Consider the following 16,882-nt stretch of genomic DNA (forward strand, 5'->3'; position numbering starts at 1 on the left):
TCCCCCGTCATGACCGACGAGCTGATCGACGCGACCGACCGGGAGATCCTGACGCTGCTGCGGGAGGACGCCCGCCGGACGCTGTCCGACATCGCCTCTCGCGTCACGCTGTCCACGGCCGCGGTGAAGCGGCGCGTCGATCGGCTGCAGGAGGCCGGGGTCATCACCGGGTTCACCGTGCAGATCGACCACGCCAAGCTCGGCTGGGGCATCGAAGCCTTCACCCAGCTCCGCTTCTTCGGCACCACGAACGTCGACGAGATCGTGCAGACCACCACGCGGATGCCCGAGGCGCAGGCGGTGTTCACCATCGCCGGCGACCCGGACGCCCTGGTGTGGCTGCGGGTGCGCGACATGCAACACCTGCAGCGCACGATCGACGAACTGCGCCGCAGCCACCGCATCACCAGCACGAAAACCCTCATCGTCCTGGATTCCTGGACGCGGGGCCAGCAGTGGCCGGGCACCGCGCCCTGACCGGATCGGTCAGGCGAAGACGACCGTTGTTCCCCGTCAGGGGCGATTGCCGTTCCGGTTGCGTGGCTCGGCAGCCGTGACGAGCCCACGGAGGAGTGCGTCGACGATGCGGGTGGGCAGGTCCGGTTCGAGCGGCTCGCGGGTGAGCACGATCCTGAAGTGCAATGGCGCGACGAGCATCTCGAGCACGAAGCGGGGTTCGGTGGTGCCGGGCAGCTCGCCGCGCTTGATCGCCCGCTCGGCGATCTGTCCGGACTGGGCGTAGCGGGCGTCCCAGTACTGGTCGCGCAGTCGCCGGGTGGCCGGGTCGTCGCCCGCCGAGGCCAGCGCCCGATCGAGGGCGTTACCCCCGGGCGAGGTCAGGTACCTGGCGAGCGCGGTGGCGTAGGCGATCAGATCGTCCCGCAGGCTCCCGGTGTCGGGCACCGGGAGCTGTTCGGCGGCGTCGGCGAGCAGGGCGTCGATGATGAGATTCTCGCGAGTGCCCCACCGTCGGTAGATCGACGTCTCGTTCACCTGCGCGCGCCGGGCCACCTCGCACACCGTCAGGCCCGTCAGGCCCTGCTCCAGCAGCAGCTGGTTGGTCGCCTCGATGACAGCGGCGCGCACACGCGCCGACCGTCCACCCGGCCGTCGCCGGACGTCCACATCACTCACAGGACGACACCCTAATACAAGTCCTCTTGCTTTAGCGCGGACGAGCCGACATACTCCTGACGCAAGCCGACTGGCCTTAACGGCGAGCCTCGGTCGCAGCGGCGGCGCTCGGACCCGGCCCGCCTGCCCCACTCACAGGAGTACTGAAATGCGCATCGAACGGGACATCGAGGTCCCCACCCGCACGGGCTCGCCGATCCTGGCCGACGTGTTCCTGCCCGACGACGACGGCGCCTTTCCCGTGCTGGCGTCGATCAGCCCGTACGGCAAGGACGTGCACTGGCCGGACCGCTACCCGCTCTACGAACTCGTTCCGCAGAACGAGCACATGGTGTGGGAGACCCCGGATCCCGAGTGGTGGACGGCCCGTGGCTACGCGGTACTGCGCGCCGACACCCGGGGCACCGGGAAGTCACCCGGCCGCATGGACCTGCTGAGCCCGGCTGATTCCGAGGACTTCTACGACGTCGTCGAGTGGGCGGCCGAACAGACGTGGTCCAACGGCAAGGTGGCTTCCAGCGGCATCTCCTGGCTCGCGATCATGGGCTGGAGGGTGGCGGAGCTGCAGCCGCCGCACCTCGCCGCGATCGTGATCTGGGAAGGCGCGTCCGACTTCTACCGCGACTTCATCTACCAGGGCGGCCTGTACGCCCACGGGTTCGTCGAGTTCTGGTGGAACCGCCAGATCACCCCCCAGCGCAACGGCAGCGACGGCGACGACTGGCGCGAGGTGCTCCCGCAGCATCCCGTGCTCGACGAATACCACCAAACGCGGATCGTCGATCTCGACCGGGTCACGGTTCCGGTGCTGTCGGCCGCCAACTGGGGCGCCCTGCACGTGCACCTGCGCGGCAACATCGAAGGCTGGGCCCGCGCGGCGTCGCGGGACAAGTGGCTCGTGGTGCACACCGGCACCCACATCGACCCCTACTACGCCGAGTGGGCACTGGATCTGCAGTTGCGCTTCCTCGACCGCTTCCTCAAAGACCAGCCCGACCGCATGGACGGCGTGGCCCCGGTGCGACTGGCGATCCGGCGCGGGCGCGACGTGGACTGGCGGGACGCCACGGATTTCCCGCTCCCGCAGACGCAGTGGCGCGAACTCCACCTCGGTGACGGCGTCCTCGACTGGGACCCGCCCGCAGACGCCACGACGGTGGCCTACCCCGCCGGCTTCGACACCGCACCGGTGTCCGAACCGCTCGAGCTGACCGGTCCGGTCGCGCTGCGCCTGTGGCTCAGCGCCGAGCAGGACGACCTCGACATCTTCGCGCGGGTGCAGCACATCGGCGTCGACGGCGAGCCGATCCCGGCTGTCGGCCCGCAGGGCGACCCGATCCCGATGGCCATGGGCTGGCTCAGGGCGTCACACCGCGAGACCGACCCGGAGCGGTCACTGCCCTACCGGCCGTGGCACACCCACGCCCGCGAGATCCCCCTCGTGCACGGCGAGCCGACCCTGCTCGAAGTCGAGATCTGGCCCACCAGCATCACACTCGCACCAGGCGAGCGGCTGCGCCTCGAACTGGTCACCGGGGACAGCGACCTCGGCTTCATGACCCACGACCACCCCGATCTGCGTCGCCCGGCGACCACCGCCACCATCCACCTCGGCGGCGACCACGCCTCCCACCTGCTCGTTCCCGTCATCCCGCGATAGGGCCGGCCACGCCCGTGAGCCCCGGAAGAGGATTCGCCATGCGACAACTCGTGGACATCTCGGTCCCCCTGCAGAGCGGGATCGCCTCCGACCCACCCGGCCACCGGCCCTCGATCACCTACATCGACCACCAGCAGTCAGTCCCGGACATGCTCCGCTTCTTCCCGGGCGCGACGGCCGAGGACCTGCCCGACGGCGAGGGCTGGGCGATCGAGCGGATCGAGGCCACCACCCACACCGGCACCCACCTCGACGCCCCCTACCACTACGCGTCCACCATGGACGGAGGACGCCGGGCCATCACGATCGACGAGGTCCCCCTGCACTGGTGCTTCCAGCCCGGCGTCAAGCTGGACTTCCGCCACCTCCCCGACGGCCACGTCGTCACCCCCGCCGACATCGACGCCGAGCTCGACCGGATCGGCCACCAGCTGCGCCCGCTCGACATCGTGCTGATCAACACCCGCGCCGGCACCCGCTACGGCCAGGACGACTACGTCACCTCCGGCTGCGGGGTCGGCCGCGCCGCCACCCTGCACCTGCTCGAACAAGGGGTTCGGGTGACCGGCACCGACGCCTGGAGCTGGGACGCCCCGTTCCTGTTCACCGCCGAACGCTACGCCCGGGACCACGACGCCTCCATCATCTGGGAGGGCCACCGGGCCGGACGTGAGATCGGCTATTGCCACATCGAGAAGCTGCACAACCTGGAGAACCTCCCGGCACACGGCTTTCAGGTCGCCTGCTTCCCGGTCAAGATCCATCGAGCCTCCGCCGGCTGGACCCGCGCCGTGGCGATCTTCGACGAGGACGTGGCATGAAACTCGGTTCCCTGCTCGTGGACGGTGTGCGGCGCTATGGCGTCGTCGATGGCGATCGCATCGCTCTGCTCACCGAGACCGCCGACGTCTTCGAGGTGCTCACGACTGGCAAACCGGCGGCGGCTGGTCAGCGGTTGCCTTGGGACGAGACCGCGCCGATCGCCGTCCCGGTGCCGATCGCCAGCATCCGCGACTTCATCACCTTCGAACAGCACACGGCCGGCTCGCTCCGCGCGATCACCGGGAGCAGCGAGGTCCCGGACGCCTGGTACGAAGCGCCCGCCTTCTACTTCACCAACCCGCACGCGGCGATCGGCTCCGGCACACCGGTCCCGATGCCGCCCGGCTGCGAGGTGCTGGACTTCGAACTGGAAGTCGCGGTCGTGATCGGCACGGCGGGCTTCAACCTGTCCGTGGCCGAGGCCGTGGACCACATCGCCGGGTTCACCATCCTCAACGACTGGTCGGCCCGCGACCTGCAGAGCCGGGAGATGCGCGTCGGGCTCGGACCGGCCAAGGGCAAGGACACCGCCACCACACTCGGCCCCGTGCTGGTCACGCCGGACGAACTCGCCGGCTACGAGAGCGACGGCCGCTACGACCTCGCCATGGAGGTGTTCGTGAACGACACCCGCATCGGCGGCGACACGCTCGCGAACATGGCCTGGACCTTCGCCGAGCTGATCGCCTACGCCAGCCGCGGCACCTGGGTGCGGCCCGGTGACGTGCTCGGTTCCGGAACGTGCGGCAGTGGCTGCCTCGCCGAACTGTGGGGATGGCACGGCGAGCGGCAACCACCGCCACTGCGCATCGGCGACACCGTGCGCATGACGGTGCAAGGGATCGGCACCATCCACAACACCGTGGTCGCCGGCCCACCGCTGCACGACGTTCCACCGGCTCGCCGCTCACGCTGAACGCCCTCCACGCCGTCGCCGAGGCCGCCAGTCGGCACCCCCGAGGACAAGTGGAGGGAAGCGGTCACCGGGGCGTGCGCGGCGCTGGCGGAGGCGACCTGGAGATCGACCTTCCGGGCCGGTTCTCGGTCCTCGCAGGGCGTGGGCGGCAGATCCCGGCTTACGGCGACGATCGCGCAGACCTCCCCGCGCACCGGCTAGGCTGCGGTTCATGCCTGCCGCGCCACGCCACACCGCCGCCACGCCGCATCGGGACGCGGCACCGGCTTCTTCGGGGCGAGAAGCCGCCTTCCGGCTGGCGCGGCGGCAGTTCCGCGAGGGAACGCGCATCGAGATGCAGGCTCTCGCCAACGAGCTCGGCGTGAGCCGGATGACGTTGAACCGCTGGGTCGGCAGCCGGGACCGGCTGCTGGGCGAGGTCAACTGGTCCCTGGCGAAGCCCACCCTCGATCTCTGCCGCCGCAAGGCCGCGACGTCCGGGATCGATGCGGTGGCGCAGACCCTCGAGGGGTTCATCGCCACCGTCCTGGACGCGCCGTTCATGAGGACGTTCCTGCGGCAGGAGGGCGAGATCGCGCTGCGGATCCTGACAACCCGCAGCAGCGAACTCCAGCACAACTTCATCGCGTACGTGACCGACTTGCTGCGCGAGGAGCTGCCCGACCCGCCGGGCGGGCTCCCGCTCGAGGATCTCGCCTATCTCGTGGTCCGCATCGCCGAATCGTTCTGCTACGTGGACATGATCACCGGCGGCGAGCCGGACGCCACCAAGGTCGGCGCGGCGATCCGGCGGCTGCTGTCCTGATCCTCAGACGGCCGCGACCGCGCGGTCGCTGAGGAACTGGCGCATTTCCCGCGCCACGACCTCGGGTGTCTCGTAGCAGGCGAGGTGACCGGCGTCGGCGAGGAGCACCAGGCGACCGCCGGGAACCCGCCGCACGTCCGAGATCTGCTTGTCCAGATTGACCACGGTGTCCTTGCCGCCGACCAGGTACAGCAGCGGGACACGCAGCCCTGGCAACTCGTCGGCCATGCTCGTGTACACGCCGCCGCCGAGCCAGCCGCGCCACATCCGCTCGGTGACCGTGGGCATGGTGCGCACCAGGTCGGTCGTCTTCGCGGGATCCTGCGAAATGCTCGCGATGCCCGCGGTGATCGTGTCCAGATCGCCGTAGGCGCCGTGGAAGCCTTCGATGACCGGATCGCCGGGGGACGTACCGCCCGCGTTCCACGGCATGATCCCCACGACCGCCTCCACCTCGCCGGGATGGTCCAGTGCGATCCGCACACTGATGGCGCCACCCAGCGACAGCCCTGCCACGACGAACCGGGTGAGCCCGATTTCCCGGCAGGCCTCGAAAACGGTCTCGGCGAGCCGCGCCAGGTCGCCGTCGGCCCGCGCACCGGCCGAACCGGCGTGGCCCGGGAGATCCATCAGGACGACGCGGTACCCGTCGAGCAAGGGCGCCACCCCGGCCCAGCACTCGATCGAACAACCAAAGCCCGGCAGAAGAACGATCGTGCGCTCCCCGCCGCCGCGAACTTCGTAGTGGATTCCGCTGGTGGTGATGGGCATCGTTGCCCCTCTCTCCTGATGTTACGTGACGCGATATGTAACAGCTCACGCAGATTAGCCGTGCGAGCGGCGCATCCGCAAGCCGTGTTACATTGCCATATATGTAACATCACGAGAGCGGGGAAGAGAACCGATGAGCACCACCAGCCGCGAGGTTCATCTGGTCGCACGCCCGGCCGGGGTACCGTCCCCGGCGGACTTCGCGATCGTGGAATCCGTCGTGCCGGAACCGGAACCAGGACAGGTGCTGGTGCGCAACGACTGGATGTCGGTCGATCCCTCCATGCGCGGGCGCATGCGGGACGTACCGTCCTACCTCCCGCCGTTCGCCCTCGGCGCGCCACTGGACGGCGCGGCCGTCGGCACGGTCGTCCGGTCACGGAGCCGCAAGCTGCGCGAAGGAGACATCGTGTGGCACCACCACGGCTGGCGGGACTACGCCGTGGTCGGCGCGGAAGAAACCCACCGTCTGGACACGACGGGCGTCAGCGGCTCGGACTACCTCGGTGTACTCGGCATGCCCGGCCTCACCGCCTACCTGGCGCTGAGCGAGTTCGCGCCCGTGCACCCCGGCGACGTCGTCTTCGTTTCGGCGGCCGCCGGCGCCGTCGGCGTGGTGGCCGCCCGGGTCGCCCGCCACCTCGGCGCGGCCGCGGTGATCGGGTCCGCCGGCGGACCGGACAAGGCCCGGCGACTGGTGGAACAGCTCGGCTACGACCGGGCCATCGACTACAAGGCAGGACCGGTCGGGCCCGCCTTGCGTGCGGCGGCGCCCGGTGGAATCGATGTCTATTTGGACAGTGTCGGCGGGGACCAGCTGGAGGCCGCCCTCGACGCGCTCCGCACCGGCGGCCGGGTGGCGGTGTGCGGGTCCGTCTCCCAGGCGAACGCCGAGAAACCCGTGCCCGGCCCGGCCAACCTCGCACTGATCACGAAGAAGCGCCTGACCTTGCGCGGCTTCATCGTGCTGGACCATCTGGAGCGCTGGCCCGAATGGATCGCCCTCGCCCGGGGCTGGCTCGAGGACGGATCGCTCGTCTCGACGACGACCGTGGTGGACGGCCTGGAGAACGCCGTCGGAGCACTGCTGGGGATGCTGTCCGGCGCCAACGTCGGCAAGATGCTGGTGCGGCTGCACGGGGCGGCCGCATGACCACATCGCCTGAGCTGTGGCAGGTCAACGGTGTGGAGCTCGCGGTGACCGCGGCGGGCGAAGGACCGCTCGTCGTGCTCGCGCACGGATTTCCCGACCTCGCCGTCACCTGGCGACTGCAGATCCCCGCACTGGTCGAGGCCGGCTATCGCGTGCTGGCTCCGGACATGCGCGGCTACGGCGGGAGCTCGCGCCCCGGCGAACGATCGGCGTACGCGCTACGCACGGTCGGGCTGGACCTGATCGGTCTGCTCGAGCACGAGGGCGCCGACACGGCGCATTTCGTGGGGCACGACTGGGGCGCCGCGTGCGTGTGGCAGCTCGGCCTCGACCACCCGGACGCCGTTGCCTCGCTCACCGGTCTCAGCGTGCCGTACGCCGCGCCCGCGCCCGCCCCGCCGACACAGATCCTGCGCGCACGCTGGGGCGAGCGTTTCTACCAGATCCGGTTCCAGGAGGCCGGGACCCCCGAGGCGTTGCTGATGCGCGATGTCGACCGCTCACTCGCCGCCATCTTCAGCGACCGCTACGACCTCCTCGACGGCGAGGACCCCGTCCGCCCGCCCGAATGGCTGCCACCCGGCCTGTTCCGCCGGATCGCCGGACGATTCCGCGAGACGGGTTTCGCGGGCGGCCTCAACTACTACCGCAACATCGACGACAACTGGCGCGACGCCAAGGCGGCGCGAGAGCGGGTCATCCGGCAGCCGTCCCTGTTCATCACGGGCAGCGCGGACCCGGTGTCCACGTTCCTGCGATTCGAATCCGGCGCACGGGCGTTCGAGGATCTCCGCACGCTCGTCGTGGACGGGGCCGGGCACTGGGTGCACCAGCAGGCACCGGACACGGTGAACGAAGCGCTTCTGGCGCACCTTCACCGTGCCCGCGCGGCGGTCAGGAAATCTCCCGCTTGAGGATCTTGCCCGTCGGCGTCATCGGCAGTCGCTCACGGAACTCGACGATCCTCGGGTACTTGTAGGCGGCCAGCTGCCGCCTGCCCCAGGCGACCAGATCTTCGGGCCGGACCGCCTCGTGGCCCTCGGCGGGCACGACGACGGCCTTGATCTCCTGACCGTGCGAGGCATGCGGGACCCCGATCACCGCGACGAGCGACACGGCCGGGTGTTCCAGGAAAACCTCCTCGATCTCACGGGGATAGACGTTGTAGCCACCCCGGATGATGAGGTCCTTCGACCGCCCGACAATGTGATAGAAGCCGTCGGCGTCCTTGCGGGCCAGGTCACCGGTGCGGAACCAGCCGTCGCGGACGGCCTCGGCGGTCGCCTCGGGCCGCTTGTAGTAGCCCTTCATGACGTTGTGCCCGCGAATCGCGATCTCCCCCACTACCCGCGGGTCGTCCGGGAGCGTCGTCCAGTCGTCCGCGATCAGCTTCATCTCGACGCCGTCGATGGGACGGCCGATGGACCCGGCACGGACCGGCTCCCCCAGCCGTGTGTGACTGGCCATCGGTGAGGTCTCGGACAGGCCGTAACCCTCCAGAATGGACGTTCCGAGGCGGGCTTCGAACTCCTTGTGGAGCTCGATCGGCAAGGCTGATCCGCCCGACGCGGCGACGCGAAGCTGCCCGTGCAGGCGGTCGCCGTCCGGCACGTCGCCGAGTGCCCGCAGCAAGGCCCAGAACATCGTCGGCACCCCGGCGAAGATCGTGACGTGCTCGTCGAGCATGAGCCGGATTGCCTGAGCGGCGTCGAACCTGGGCACCATGACGATGGTGCCCCCGCAGAGGGTGGACGCGTTCTGAACGCAGGTCTGCCCGAGCGAGTGGAACAGGGGCGCGACCAGGAGGTGGGTGTCCGGCCGGCCGGGGTCGAGCTCGTACACCGACACGGCGGCCCGCGCGTTGAGCAGCAGGTTGCGGTGGGTGAGCTCGGCGCCCTTGGACCGCCCTGTCGTGCCGGAGGTGTAGAGGATCACGGCCGTGTCCCCGTCCTCACGCGTCACGGTGTCGAACGACGCGGGACCGGTCAGCGCCTCGCCGCACCAGGTTGTCTCCCCCGCCTCGTCGGCCCCGATACTCCAGAACCGGCCGCACCGCCCGGCGTTGTCGAAGCCCTCGCGGGCCGCTTCGGCGAGGCGCGGGTCGGCGGAGTCCTCGTACACGAGGTAGGCGACCGCGTCCGAGTCGTCCAGGTGGTAGGCGATCTCCCGGGCGCGTAGCAGGACGTTGAGCGGCACCACCACGGCGCCCGCCCGCAGCACAGCCCAGTACGCGATGGTGAACTCCGGGACGTTCGGGCACGACAGGGCCACCTTGTCACCCGGCGAGACGCCGGATTCCACCAGACGCCGCGCCATCGCCGCCGATCGCCGCGACACCTCCGCGAACGTCAGCCGCCGCGTCCCGGCGACGAGGAACTCGCGCTCGCCGTAGCGCTCGGCGGAGACGTCCAGCAGGGTCGCCAGGTTCGACATGGACCGTCCTCCTTGTCGTTCTTCCACGGCCGTAGTCGGTCGCGTATCTGACGCCACTGTTACGTTTTCAGCAATGTAACGCAGGCCGCAGATTAACCGCACCGCAGGGCGTACGCAAGAGCGTGCCGAGGGCGATCAGGTCCGTCAGTGACTGTCCCGCAGCGGCTAGATTCGTGCCGTGGACACGGACGGGCTCGTCGGGCGCGAGCGTGAGCGGGCGGCCCTGGAGCGGGCGCTGTCCGGGGTGCACTCGTTCGCGGTGGTGCGAGGTGAGCCGGGCGCGGGCAAGAGCACCCTGCTGGACGCCGCGGCGGCCGCCGCGGGTGTGCGGGTGCTGCGCGCCGCGGGCGTGGAGGCCGAGTCCCAGCTGCCGTTCGCGGGGTTGCACCAGCTGCTGCTGCCCCTCCTCGCGGACGGCCCGCACGCGCGCGACGTGCTCGACCTGATGCTGGGGTCCGGTTCCCCGCCGGACGTGCTCACGCTCGGCAACGCGGTGATCGGCCTGCTGGCCGCGGCCGGGCCGGTGTTCGTGGCGGTCGACGACGGGCACTGGTTCGACCAGCTCAGCGCGCAGGTGTGCGCCTTCGTCTTCCGCCGGGTGGGCGTGCACGGCGTCCGCGGCGCGATCACGCTCCGGACCGACGTTGCCTCGCCGTTCGACCGCGCCGGGCTTCCGGAGGTGGAGGTCGGGCCGCTGGCACGTGAGGACGCCGAGGCGCTGCTGGACCGGTCGTTCCCGGGCCTGGACGCCCGGCTGCGGCAGCAGGTGCTCACCCAGGCCGAAGGAATCCCGCTCGCGCTGGTCGAGCTCCCGCGCACGGCGCGGCACGCCGACCTTCACGACGAACTGCCGCTGACCCGGCGGCTGGAGGGCCTCTACGCCGGGCAGATCAGCGAACTGACGCCCTCGTCCCGGCGGGCGCTGCTGCTGGCCGCGCTGGACGGCCTGTCGTCGTTGTCCGCGCCCCGCCGTCGGGACGTGGAACGGCGGCTGCGAGACGTGGACGAAGCGATCGGACGCGGGCTGCTACTGGTGGATCCGGTGTCCGGGCAGCTGGGGTTCCGGCATCCGCTGGTGCGGTCGGCGGTGGTGCAGCTGGCGACACCGAACGAGCGGCGCGCGGCGCACGCCGAGCTCGCTGGAGCGCACCGCGGTGACATCGAGCGCCGGGCCACACACCTGTCGGCCGCCACGATCGACCCGGACGAGCGGGTCGCCGCCGTGATCGAGCGCGCCGCGCTGTCGGCCACGCGGCGTGGCGCCGCGGCATTGGCGATCGAGTGGCTGGAGCGGGCCGCCGAGCTGAGCGAGGATCCCCGCGAGCGGGAGCGCCGCTTCGGCGAGGCCGCGTTCGTGGCCGGGCAGTCTGCGCGGCTGCAGGACGCGCAACGACTGCTCGACGCCTCAGGACACCCCGGTTCGGTCGACGCAGTGGTGACCGCCGCCTACGCCGCCCTGTACCGCGAGGGCGACGTGCACGCCACCCACCAGCGCATCGCCAGCACCGTGGCCGCGTCCGGGGACGAGCTGGACGACGCGATCCTCGACCGGCTGCTCAACCTCCTGCTGGCCATCAGCCAGTTCGCCGGGGACCCGGCGACCTGGACGGTGACCGAGCAGCTCGTCGACCGCTTCGCCGGCCGGGTCAACCCCCACACTCTGATCCACCGCGACGCCTGGGGCGACGTCGTGCGCCGCGGCGCCGGGGTCACCGACCGCCTGCGCGGGGCCTTCGCCGAGCTGAGCGAGGGCGAACCGTGGGACGTCATGCGGCTGACGGTGGCCGCGTTCTACGTCGACGCACTGGACGAGTTCCGGCCCTACCTGCGCCGGATGGTGGAGCGGGAGGCCGACGCCGGAGCGGTCACCAACGTGATGACGATGCTGCACGTGGTGATGCTCGACCAGATCAACACCGGACAGTGGGCCGACGCCGAGGCGACCGGTCAGCGCGGACTCGAGCTGACCACCCGGCACGGCTACACCCTGTTCGGGTACCAGTTCCGCGCCTTCCTCGGGCTGGTGGCCGCGGCGCGGGGCGACCACGAAGCGGCTGCCGGGCACCGGACCGCGCTGGAGTCCTGGGCCGGACCACGCGGCATCGGCTTCCTCACCAACTACGCCCACGCGATCGGCGCCCTGTCCGCGCTGGGTGCGGGCGACTACGAGACCGCCTACCGCTTCGCGACCACGGTCACCACGCCGGGCACCTTCACCCCGTACGTGCAGCAGGCTCACCGCACCCTGCTGGACCTGGTCGAAGCCGCGCTGCACAGCGGACGGCCGGACGAGGCCCGGCGGCACGCTCTCGCCGCCCGCGACGCCGGATTGCCGGACATCTCGCCCCGCCTGGCGCTGCTCACCGCGGGCGCACTGGCGATGACCTCGGAGGAGCCGGATTTCGACGCCGCGCTCGCCCTGCCCGGAGCGGCGCTGTTCCCGTTCGACTCCAACCGCATCCGCCTCGCCTACGGCGCGTGGCTGCGGCGGGTCCGCCGCCCCGCGCACGCGCGCGACCAGCTCAGCCGCGCCGCCGAGGGGTTCGAGCGGATCGGCGCGCAGGGCTGGGCCGAGCGCGCACGCACCGAGCTGCGGGCCGCCGGGGCGAGTTTCAAGACCGGGGCCCCCGTCGTGCTGACGGTGCAGGAGCGGCAGATCGCCGAGCTGGCGGCCGGCGGACTGACGAACAAGGAGATCGGCACCCGGCTCTACCTGTCGCCGCGCACGGTCGGCTCGCACCTGTACCGGATCTTCCCCAAGCTGGGCATCACCAGCCGCGCCGCGCTGCGCGACGCACTCGAGCGACTCGAAGTACAGTCATCCGACTGATTCGACGGCTCTGACGGCCGCCGCACCATTGATCCAGGCAAGCAACACCGGATCGAGGAGCGCACAATGACCACCACCCCCGTCGTTTTCATCCACGGCCTCTGGCTGCACGCGTCGTCGTGGCAGCCCTGGGCCGACCTGTTCGCCGCCAACGGCTACTCCCCGCTCATGCCGGGCTGGCCGGGCGAGGAACCCACCGTCGAGGCGGCTCGCGCGAACCCCGAGGCGGTCGCCGGGCACGGCATCGACGACGTCACCGAGCACTACCGCCGCATCATCACCGGGCTGCCGACGGCCCCGGTGCTCATCGGGCACTCCTTCGGCGGCTTGATCGCGCAGAAGCTGCTCGGCGAGGGCCACGGCCGGGCCGCGGTCGCGATCGACCCGGCCCAGATCAAGGGCGTCAAACCGCTGCCGTTCGCGCAGCTGCGGTCCGCCTTCCCGGTGCTGGGCAACCCGGCCAACAAGAAGCGCGCCGTGTCCCTGACGGCGAAGCAGTTCCGCTACGGCTTCGGAAACGCGATCTCCGAGGAGGAGTCGAAGCGGCTCTACGAGGCACACACCATCCCCTCGCCCGGGCGGCCGCTGTTCGAGGCCGCGTTCGCCAACTTCACCAAGAACTCCCCCGCGAAGGTGAACACCGGCAACGGCGAGCGGGGCCCGCTGCTGCTGATCCCGGGTCAGGCCGACCACACCGTCCCCGACGTGGTCACTCGCGCCGCGTTCAAGCTCTACGGCGACTCCACCGCCATCACCGAACTCAAGCAGTTCCCCGGCCGCGGCCACTCCCTGGTGCTCGACAGCGGCTGGCGCGCCGTCGCCGACTCCGCCCTGGGCTGGCTGGCCCGTCAGAACGTGCAGGGGGCGTGATGCTGACGACCGAGCAGCTGGGACACCTGCGGCACTGGGACAACCTGTCGCGGCAGCAGACCAACGACTGGTCGCTGATGCAGGGCAAGGGGGTGAGCCAGGACGACTTCGGTGGCTACCGGTTCCAGCTCGCCTACATGATCTACGGCCTGGCGCTGACCCACCGGCACCGGCTGCCCGCCGCGCCGGGGCTGTTCCAGCCGACGATCCAGCGACTGATCACCAAACTGCTGGAGCCCGAAGTGTGGCTGTACTGGCGGGACGTCAGCCGCGGCGGGTCGGTGTTCAACGCCCACCTCGGCGAGCTCGGTGAGGAATGGGACCCGGTCGTCCGCGACAACATCATGTACAGCGCCTACGTGCAGTCCACCGCGCTGCTGCACGACTACCTCTTCACCGACGACCGCTTCGCCCGGCCGGAATCGCTGACCTTCCGGCACTGGTCGTTCTTCTGGGGCGGGGGCGAGAAGCGGTTCGCCTACGACCGCGACTCGCTCACCGAGCACCTGTACTGGCAGATGGTGGCCAACGGCTACCTCGGCGTCGCGTGTGAACCCAACTGCATCTTCCAGATCTGCAACCAGCCCGCCATCCTCGGCTTCCGGCTGCACGACCTGCTCACCGGCGGCCACCGCGCCGAGGAGGTCGTCGCCGGGTACGAGCAGGCCTGGGCCGACTTCGGCCGGCTCGACGCGGGCGGCCACTACAACACGATGATGCTCGCGGATTCACGGCGGGTCCGGCCGAACGAGGTGCCCTCACCGTGGGTGGACGCCTGGTGCGGGGCGCTGATGAACATGTGGAACAGCGACTTCGTGCACCAGCACTACCCGCGGCAGGTCAGCGACTTCCTGATCCCCGGCCCGGACGGCACCCTGTCGGTGCCCTCGGCGCCGGCGCGAGAGGTCATGGGCCAGCGCGTCGTCGCCGACACCTGCGACTTCGGCTGGGTCGCCGCCTGGGCCGCCGAGATGGGCGACAAGGCCACTGTGGACGGTCTACTCGGCCACGCCGACCGGTTCTTCTCCCCGGTGTGGCGCGACGGCGGGCTCTACTACCCGCGCAACGACACGCTGACCGACGAGGACGGAAACCGTACGGAGATCGAACCGATGAGCGGCAACGTCCTGCTCGGCTACGCCCGGCTCAACGTGCCCGACGGCCTGCGCGGCCTCTACCAGGCCCCCTGGCCGGACGGGCATTTCACCGAGCCCGCGATCGTCGCCGTGGACCGCAACGTCGACGTCAGCCGCGCCGAAGTGATCGACGGCGTCCTGCACGCGCGGGTGCGGATCAACCCGGCCGTACCCGGCGGCGGCACCGTGACCTTCGGGCGCCTCCCCGAACGGTGGCGGCTCAACGGCTCGACGGTGTCCACACCGGACTTCGTGGTGCCGCCCGGACCCGCGCACGACATCATCGTGGAGCCCCTGTCATGAAACCCACCTTCACCCTGGTTGACCACCATGGAACCCCGGTGACGGAAGCCAGCTACCGCGGCCGCTGGACCGTCGTGTTGTTCGGCTTCACCCACTGCCGCGTGGTCTGTCCACGAGCGCTCGGCCGCCTGTCGGAGGCGCTCGCCTCCGCCGACGTCGAGGCGCTCTACATCACCGTCGACCCCGACCGCGACACGCCCGAAGTCCTGCGGCAGTTCCTGGAAACCGGCTATCCGCGGTTCACCGGGCTCACCGGCACCGCCGAACAGACCGACAACGCCCGCCGGGCCTTCGGCGTCTTCGCCCGTCGCCGGCCCGATCCCGAGGACCCCGACGGCTACGCCGTCCCGCACACCGCCATCACCTACCTGCTCGACCCCGACGGCGACTACCGCACCCACTGGACCGACACGACCGACGCGGGCACCATCGCCGCCGATCTCGCGCACGCCCTGGAAGGACGATCATGACCGCCCGGCCGCGAGTCATGCACTCGCGGCCGCGCGGGCCGAGCGGCAGCGCCGGAACTCACCGTCGCAATGCGGGCGGCCCACCGTGTTTCTCCGCGGGGCGCCGGGGATCAGGGATCAGCTGCCGAGGTTGTCGATCACCGCGGCAACCACGTCGCCGGTCTTGGCGGTGCCGCCGACGTCCGGTGTGAGGATCCCGGCGGCGGTGGTCGCCTCGATCGCCGCGCGCACGCGGTCCGCCTCTGTGGACAGTCCGAAGTGGTCCAGCATGAGCGCGGCGCTACCGATGGCGCCAATGGGGTTGGCCAGTCCCTTCCCGGCGATGTCCGGGGCGGACCCGTGCACCGGCTCGAACATCGACGGGAACCGGCGCTCGGGGTTGAGGTTCGCGCTGGCCGCGAGGCCGAGGCTGCCGGCAAGCGCCGAGCCGAGGTCGGAGAGGATGTCGGCGTTGAGGTTGGACGCCACGACCACCGAGAGGTCCTCGGGCTTGAGCACGAACTTCGCCGACATGGCGTCCACCAGCACGCTCTCGGTTTCCACATCCGGGTAGTCACGGGCGACACGCGCGAAGGTCTCGTCCCACAGCACCATCCCGTACTGCTGGGCGTTGCTCTTGGTCACCGACGACACCTTCTTGCGGTCGCGGCCGCGGGCGAGGTCGAAGGCGAACCGCATGATCCGCTCACACCCCTTTTCGGTGAACAGCGCGGTCTGCAGCGCGACCTCGTTGCCGGGGCCGCGGCCGGCGAGGTTGCGGCCGCCGAGCCCGGCGTACTCGCCTTCGCTGTTCTCCCGCACCACCACCCAGTCCAGCGGGGTGTCGTCGGCCTTGCGCAGGGGCGAAGTGATGCCGGGGTGGAAGTGCACGGGGCGCACGTTGGCCCACTGGTCGAAGTTCTGGCAGATCCGCAGCCGCAGGCCCCACAGGCTGATGTGGTCGGGCACCGACGGCCAGCCGACCGCGCCGAAGTAGATGGCGTCGAAGTCGCGCAGCACCTCAAGGCCGTCGTCGTCCATCATGCGGCCGGTCCGCTCGTAGTAGCCGCACCCCCAGGGGAACTCGGTCCAGTCGAAGGCGAACGCGCCGCCGGAGTTCTCGGCCAGCGCGTCGAGGACCGTGCGCCCGGCGGCGACGACTTCGGTGCCGACGCCGTCCGCGGGGACCGCGGCGATCGTGAAGGTGCGGGTTGCTGACATCGGAGGCTCCCTGGCGGGTCGGCTGCGCTGACACCCCGAGTGAAGCGCCGGGACCGGCCGTGCGTCCAAGACGCGCTGCCGATCCGATTCATAGGCCGGACCTATCCAGCCTGCTCAACGAATCGGCGAGCCAGCGCCCGGAAGGCCTGCGCGGCCGGGGTCAGCGGGGCGGCCCGGCTCAGCAGGGCGACGTGCAGGCGGGCCGGGTGGTCCAGGCGCGCGACCTGGGCTCCGGCGCGGCGGGCGAGCGTGGCCCAGGCCGAGGGCAGCACCCCCACTCCCGGCGCCGGCGAGCACGAGCGGGAGGAACGAAGCGCGGGGGGCGACCTCCGCGACGATCCGCACGGCCAGGGGCGCCGCGCGGAGGTCGTCGACCACC

Annotated in this window: 15 protein-coding genes; 11 read left to right on the plus strand and 4 right to left on the minus strand. The window is 70.8% G+C overall.

Going from position 1 to position 16,882, the window contains the following annotated elements; all coding sequences use genetic code 11:
• Positions 1 to 9: 9 nt before the first annotated feature.
• A complete protein-coding gene (locus tag ACCP09_RS20550; RefSeq protein WP_123686504.1) occupies positions 10 to 477 on the plus strand; it encodes an Lrp/AsnC family transcriptional regulator in 468 nt (155 codons plus the stop codon).
• Between the two features lie 36 nt (positions 478 to 513).
• Here ACCP09_RS20550 and ACCP09_RS20555 read toward each other — a convergent pair whose 3' ends face one another.
• Complete coding sequence (locus ACCP09_RS20555; RefSeq protein WP_237338503.1) at positions 514 to 1,134, minus strand: TetR/AcrR family transcriptional regulator; 621 nt, start codon at positions 1,132 to 1,134, stop codon at positions 514 to 516.
• Positions 1,135 to 1,282: 148 nt separating this feature from the next.
• Here ACCP09_RS20555 and ACCP09_RS20560 point away from each other — a divergent pair, with 148 nt between their 5' ends.
• From ACCP09_RS20560 to ACCP09_RS20575, 4 genes are all read left to right on the plus strand, one after another.
• Complete coding sequence (locus ACCP09_RS20560) at positions 1,283 to 2,794, plus strand: CocE/NonD family hydrolase (RefSeq protein ID WP_433748997.1); 1,512 nt, start codon at positions 1,283 to 1,285, stop codon at positions 2,792 to 2,794.
• 38 nt (positions 2,795 to 2,832) lie between these two features.
• Entirely contained in the window at positions 2,833 to 3,615 is a 783-nt protein-coding gene (locus ACCP09_RS20565) for a cyclase family protein (protein ID WP_433749000.1), read from the plus strand.
• Positions 3,612 to 4,532 (plus strand): fumarylacetoacetate hydrolase family protein, encoded by a 921-nt coding sequence (locus ACCP09_RS20570; RefSeq protein ID WP_433749003.1) that lies wholly within the window; start codon positions 3,612 to 3,614, stop codon positions 4,530 to 4,532. The genes ACCP09_RS20565 and ACCP09_RS20570 overlap by 4 nt, the downstream gene beginning before the upstream one ends.
• 211 nt (positions 4,533 to 4,743) lie before the next feature.
• The gene (locus ACCP09_RS20575) at positions 4,744 to 5,337 is read left to right on the plus strand and encodes a QsdR family transcriptional regulator (protein WP_051362558.1); all 594 of its coding nucleotides are present in this window, start codon (positions 4,744 to 4,746) and stop codon (positions 5,335 to 5,337) included.
• Positions 5,338 to 5,340: 3 nt separating this feature from the next.
• Here ACCP09_RS20575 and ACCP09_RS20580 read toward each other — a convergent pair whose 3' ends face one another.
• A complete protein-coding gene (locus ACCP09_RS20580; protein ID WP_123686499.1) occupies positions 5,341 to 6,108 on the minus strand; it encodes an alpha/beta fold hydrolase in 768 nt (255 codons plus the stop codon).
• A 133-nt stretch (positions 6,109 to 6,241) separates the two neighbouring features.
• Here ACCP09_RS20580 and ACCP09_RS20585 point away from each other — a divergent pair, with 133 nt between their 5' ends.
• Positions 6,242 to 7,261 (plus strand): NADP-dependent oxidoreductase, encoded by a 1,020-nt coding sequence (locus tag ACCP09_RS20585; protein ID WP_433749008.1) that lies wholly within the window; start codon positions 6,242 to 6,244, stop codon positions 7,259 to 7,261.
• Positions 7,258 to 8,175, plus strand: coding sequence for an alpha/beta fold hydrolase (locus ACCP09_RS20590; RefSeq protein WP_433749011.1), 918 nt, complete (start codon positions 7,258 to 7,260; stop codon positions 8,173 to 8,175). Before ACCP09_RS20585 ends, ACCP09_RS20590 begins: the two co-directional genes overlap by 4 nt.
• Here ACCP09_RS20590 and ACCP09_RS20595 read toward each other — a convergent pair.
• Complete coding sequence (locus tag ACCP09_RS20595; RefSeq protein WP_433749014.1) at positions 8,156 to 9,694, minus strand: long-chain-fatty-acid--CoA ligase; 1,539 nt, start codon at positions 9,692 to 9,694, stop codon at positions 8,156 to 8,158. The genes ACCP09_RS20590 and ACCP09_RS20595 overlap by 20 nt on opposite strands.
• Positions 9,695 to 9,872: 178 nt before the next feature.
• Between ACCP09_RS20595 and ACCP09_RS20600 the strand changes: the two genes are divergently transcribed.
• From ACCP09_RS20600 to ACCP09_RS20615, 4 genes are all read left to right on the plus strand, one after another.
• Positions 9,873 to 12,524: a LuxR C-terminal-related transcriptional regulator gene (locus ACCP09_RS20600; RefSeq protein WP_433749017.1), complete on the plus strand. Its 2,652-nt coding sequence runs from the start codon at positions 9,873 to 9,875 to the stop codon at positions 12,522 to 12,524.
• A gap of 66 nt (positions 12,525 to 12,590) precedes the next feature.
• Entirely contained in the window at positions 12,591 to 13,394 is an 804-nt protein-coding gene (locus tag ACCP09_RS20605; RefSeq protein ID WP_433749020.1) for an alpha/beta hydrolase, read from the plus strand.
• Positions 13,394 to 14,833 carry a hypothetical protein gene (locus tag ACCP09_RS20610; protein ID WP_051362556.1) on the plus strand — a complete coding sequence of 480 codons (1,440 nt, stop codon included), beginning with the start codon at positions 13,394 to 13,396 and terminating at the stop codon, positions 14,831 to 14,833. Before ACCP09_RS20605 ends, ACCP09_RS20610 begins: the two co-directional genes overlap by 1 nt.
• Entirely contained in the window at positions 14,830 to 15,303 is a 474-nt protein-coding gene (locus tag ACCP09_RS20615) for an SCO family protein (RefSeq protein WP_433749023.1), read from the plus strand. Before ACCP09_RS20610 ends, ACCP09_RS20615 begins: the two co-directional genes overlap by 4 nt.
• A gap of 117 nt (positions 15,304 to 15,420) precedes the next feature.
• Here the strand turns inward: ACCP09_RS20615 and ACCP09_RS20620 are convergent, their stop codons facing one another.
• A complete protein-coding gene (locus tag ACCP09_RS20620; protein WP_433749026.1) occupies positions 15,421 to 16,503 on the minus strand; it encodes a tartrate dehydrogenase in 1,083 nt (360 codons plus the stop codon).
• Positions 16,504 to 16,882: the final 379 nt, after the last annotated feature.

The organism is Amycolatopsis sp. 3B14 (genome assembly GCF_050958625.1).
GTDB lineage: Bacteria > Actinomycetota > Actinomycetes > Mycobacteriales > Pseudonocardiaceae > Amycolatopsis_E > Amycolatopsis_E thermoflava.

Excerpts from the sequence above, each read along its gene's own strand:
- ACCP09_RS20550 (WP_123686504.1), top strand. The coding sequence starts at position 10 with ATGACCGACGAGCTGATCGACGCGACCGACCGGGAGATCCTGACGCTG.
- ACCP09_RS20560 (WP_433748997.1), top strand. The coding sequence starts at position 1,283 with ATGCGCATCGAACGGGACATCGAGGTCCCCACCCGCACGGGCTCGCCG.
- ACCP09_RS20565 (WP_433749000.1), top strand. The coding sequence starts at position 2,833 with ATGCGACAACTCGTGGACATCTCGGTCCCCCTGCAGAGCGGGATCGCC.
- ACCP09_RS20570 (WP_433749003.1), top strand. The coding sequence starts at position 3,612 with ATGAAACTCGGTTCCCTGCTCGTGGACGGTGTGCGGCGCTATGGCGTC.
- ACCP09_RS20575 (WP_051362558.1), top strand. The coding sequence starts at position 4,744 with ATGCCTGCCGCGCCACGCCACACCGCCGCCACGCCGCATCGGGACGCG.
- ACCP09_RS20580 (WP_123686499.1), bottom strand. The coding sequence starts at position 6,108 with ATGCCCATCACCACCAGCGGAATCCACTACGAAGTTCGCGGCGGCGGG.
- ACCP09_RS20585 (WP_433749008.1), top strand. The coding sequence starts at position 6,242 with ATGAGCACCACCAGCCGCGAGGTTCATCTGGTCGCACGCCCGGCCGGG.
- ACCP09_RS20590 (WP_433749011.1), top strand. The coding sequence starts at position 7,258 with ATGACCACATCGCCTGAGCTGTGGCAGGTCAACGGTGTGGAGCTCGCG.
- ACCP09_RS20595 (WP_433749014.1), bottom strand. The coding sequence starts at position 9,694 with ATGTCGAACCTGGCGACCCTGCTGGACGTCTCCGCCGAGCGCTACGGC.
- ACCP09_RS20605 (WP_433749020.1), top strand. The coding sequence starts at position 12,591 with ATGACCACCACCCCCGTCGTTTTCATCCACGGCCTCTGGCTGCACGCG.
- ACCP09_RS20610 (WP_051362556.1), top strand. The coding sequence starts at position 13,394 with ATGCTGACGACCGAGCAGCTGGGACACCTGCGGCACTGGGACAACCTG.
- ACCP09_RS20615 (WP_433749023.1), top strand. The coding sequence starts at position 14,830 with ATGAAACCCACCTTCACCCTGGTTGACCACCATGGAACCCCGGTGACG.
- ACCP09_RS20620 (WP_433749026.1), bottom strand. The coding sequence starts at position 16,503 with ATGTCAGCAACCCGCACCTTCACGATCGCCGCGGTCCCCGCGGACGGC.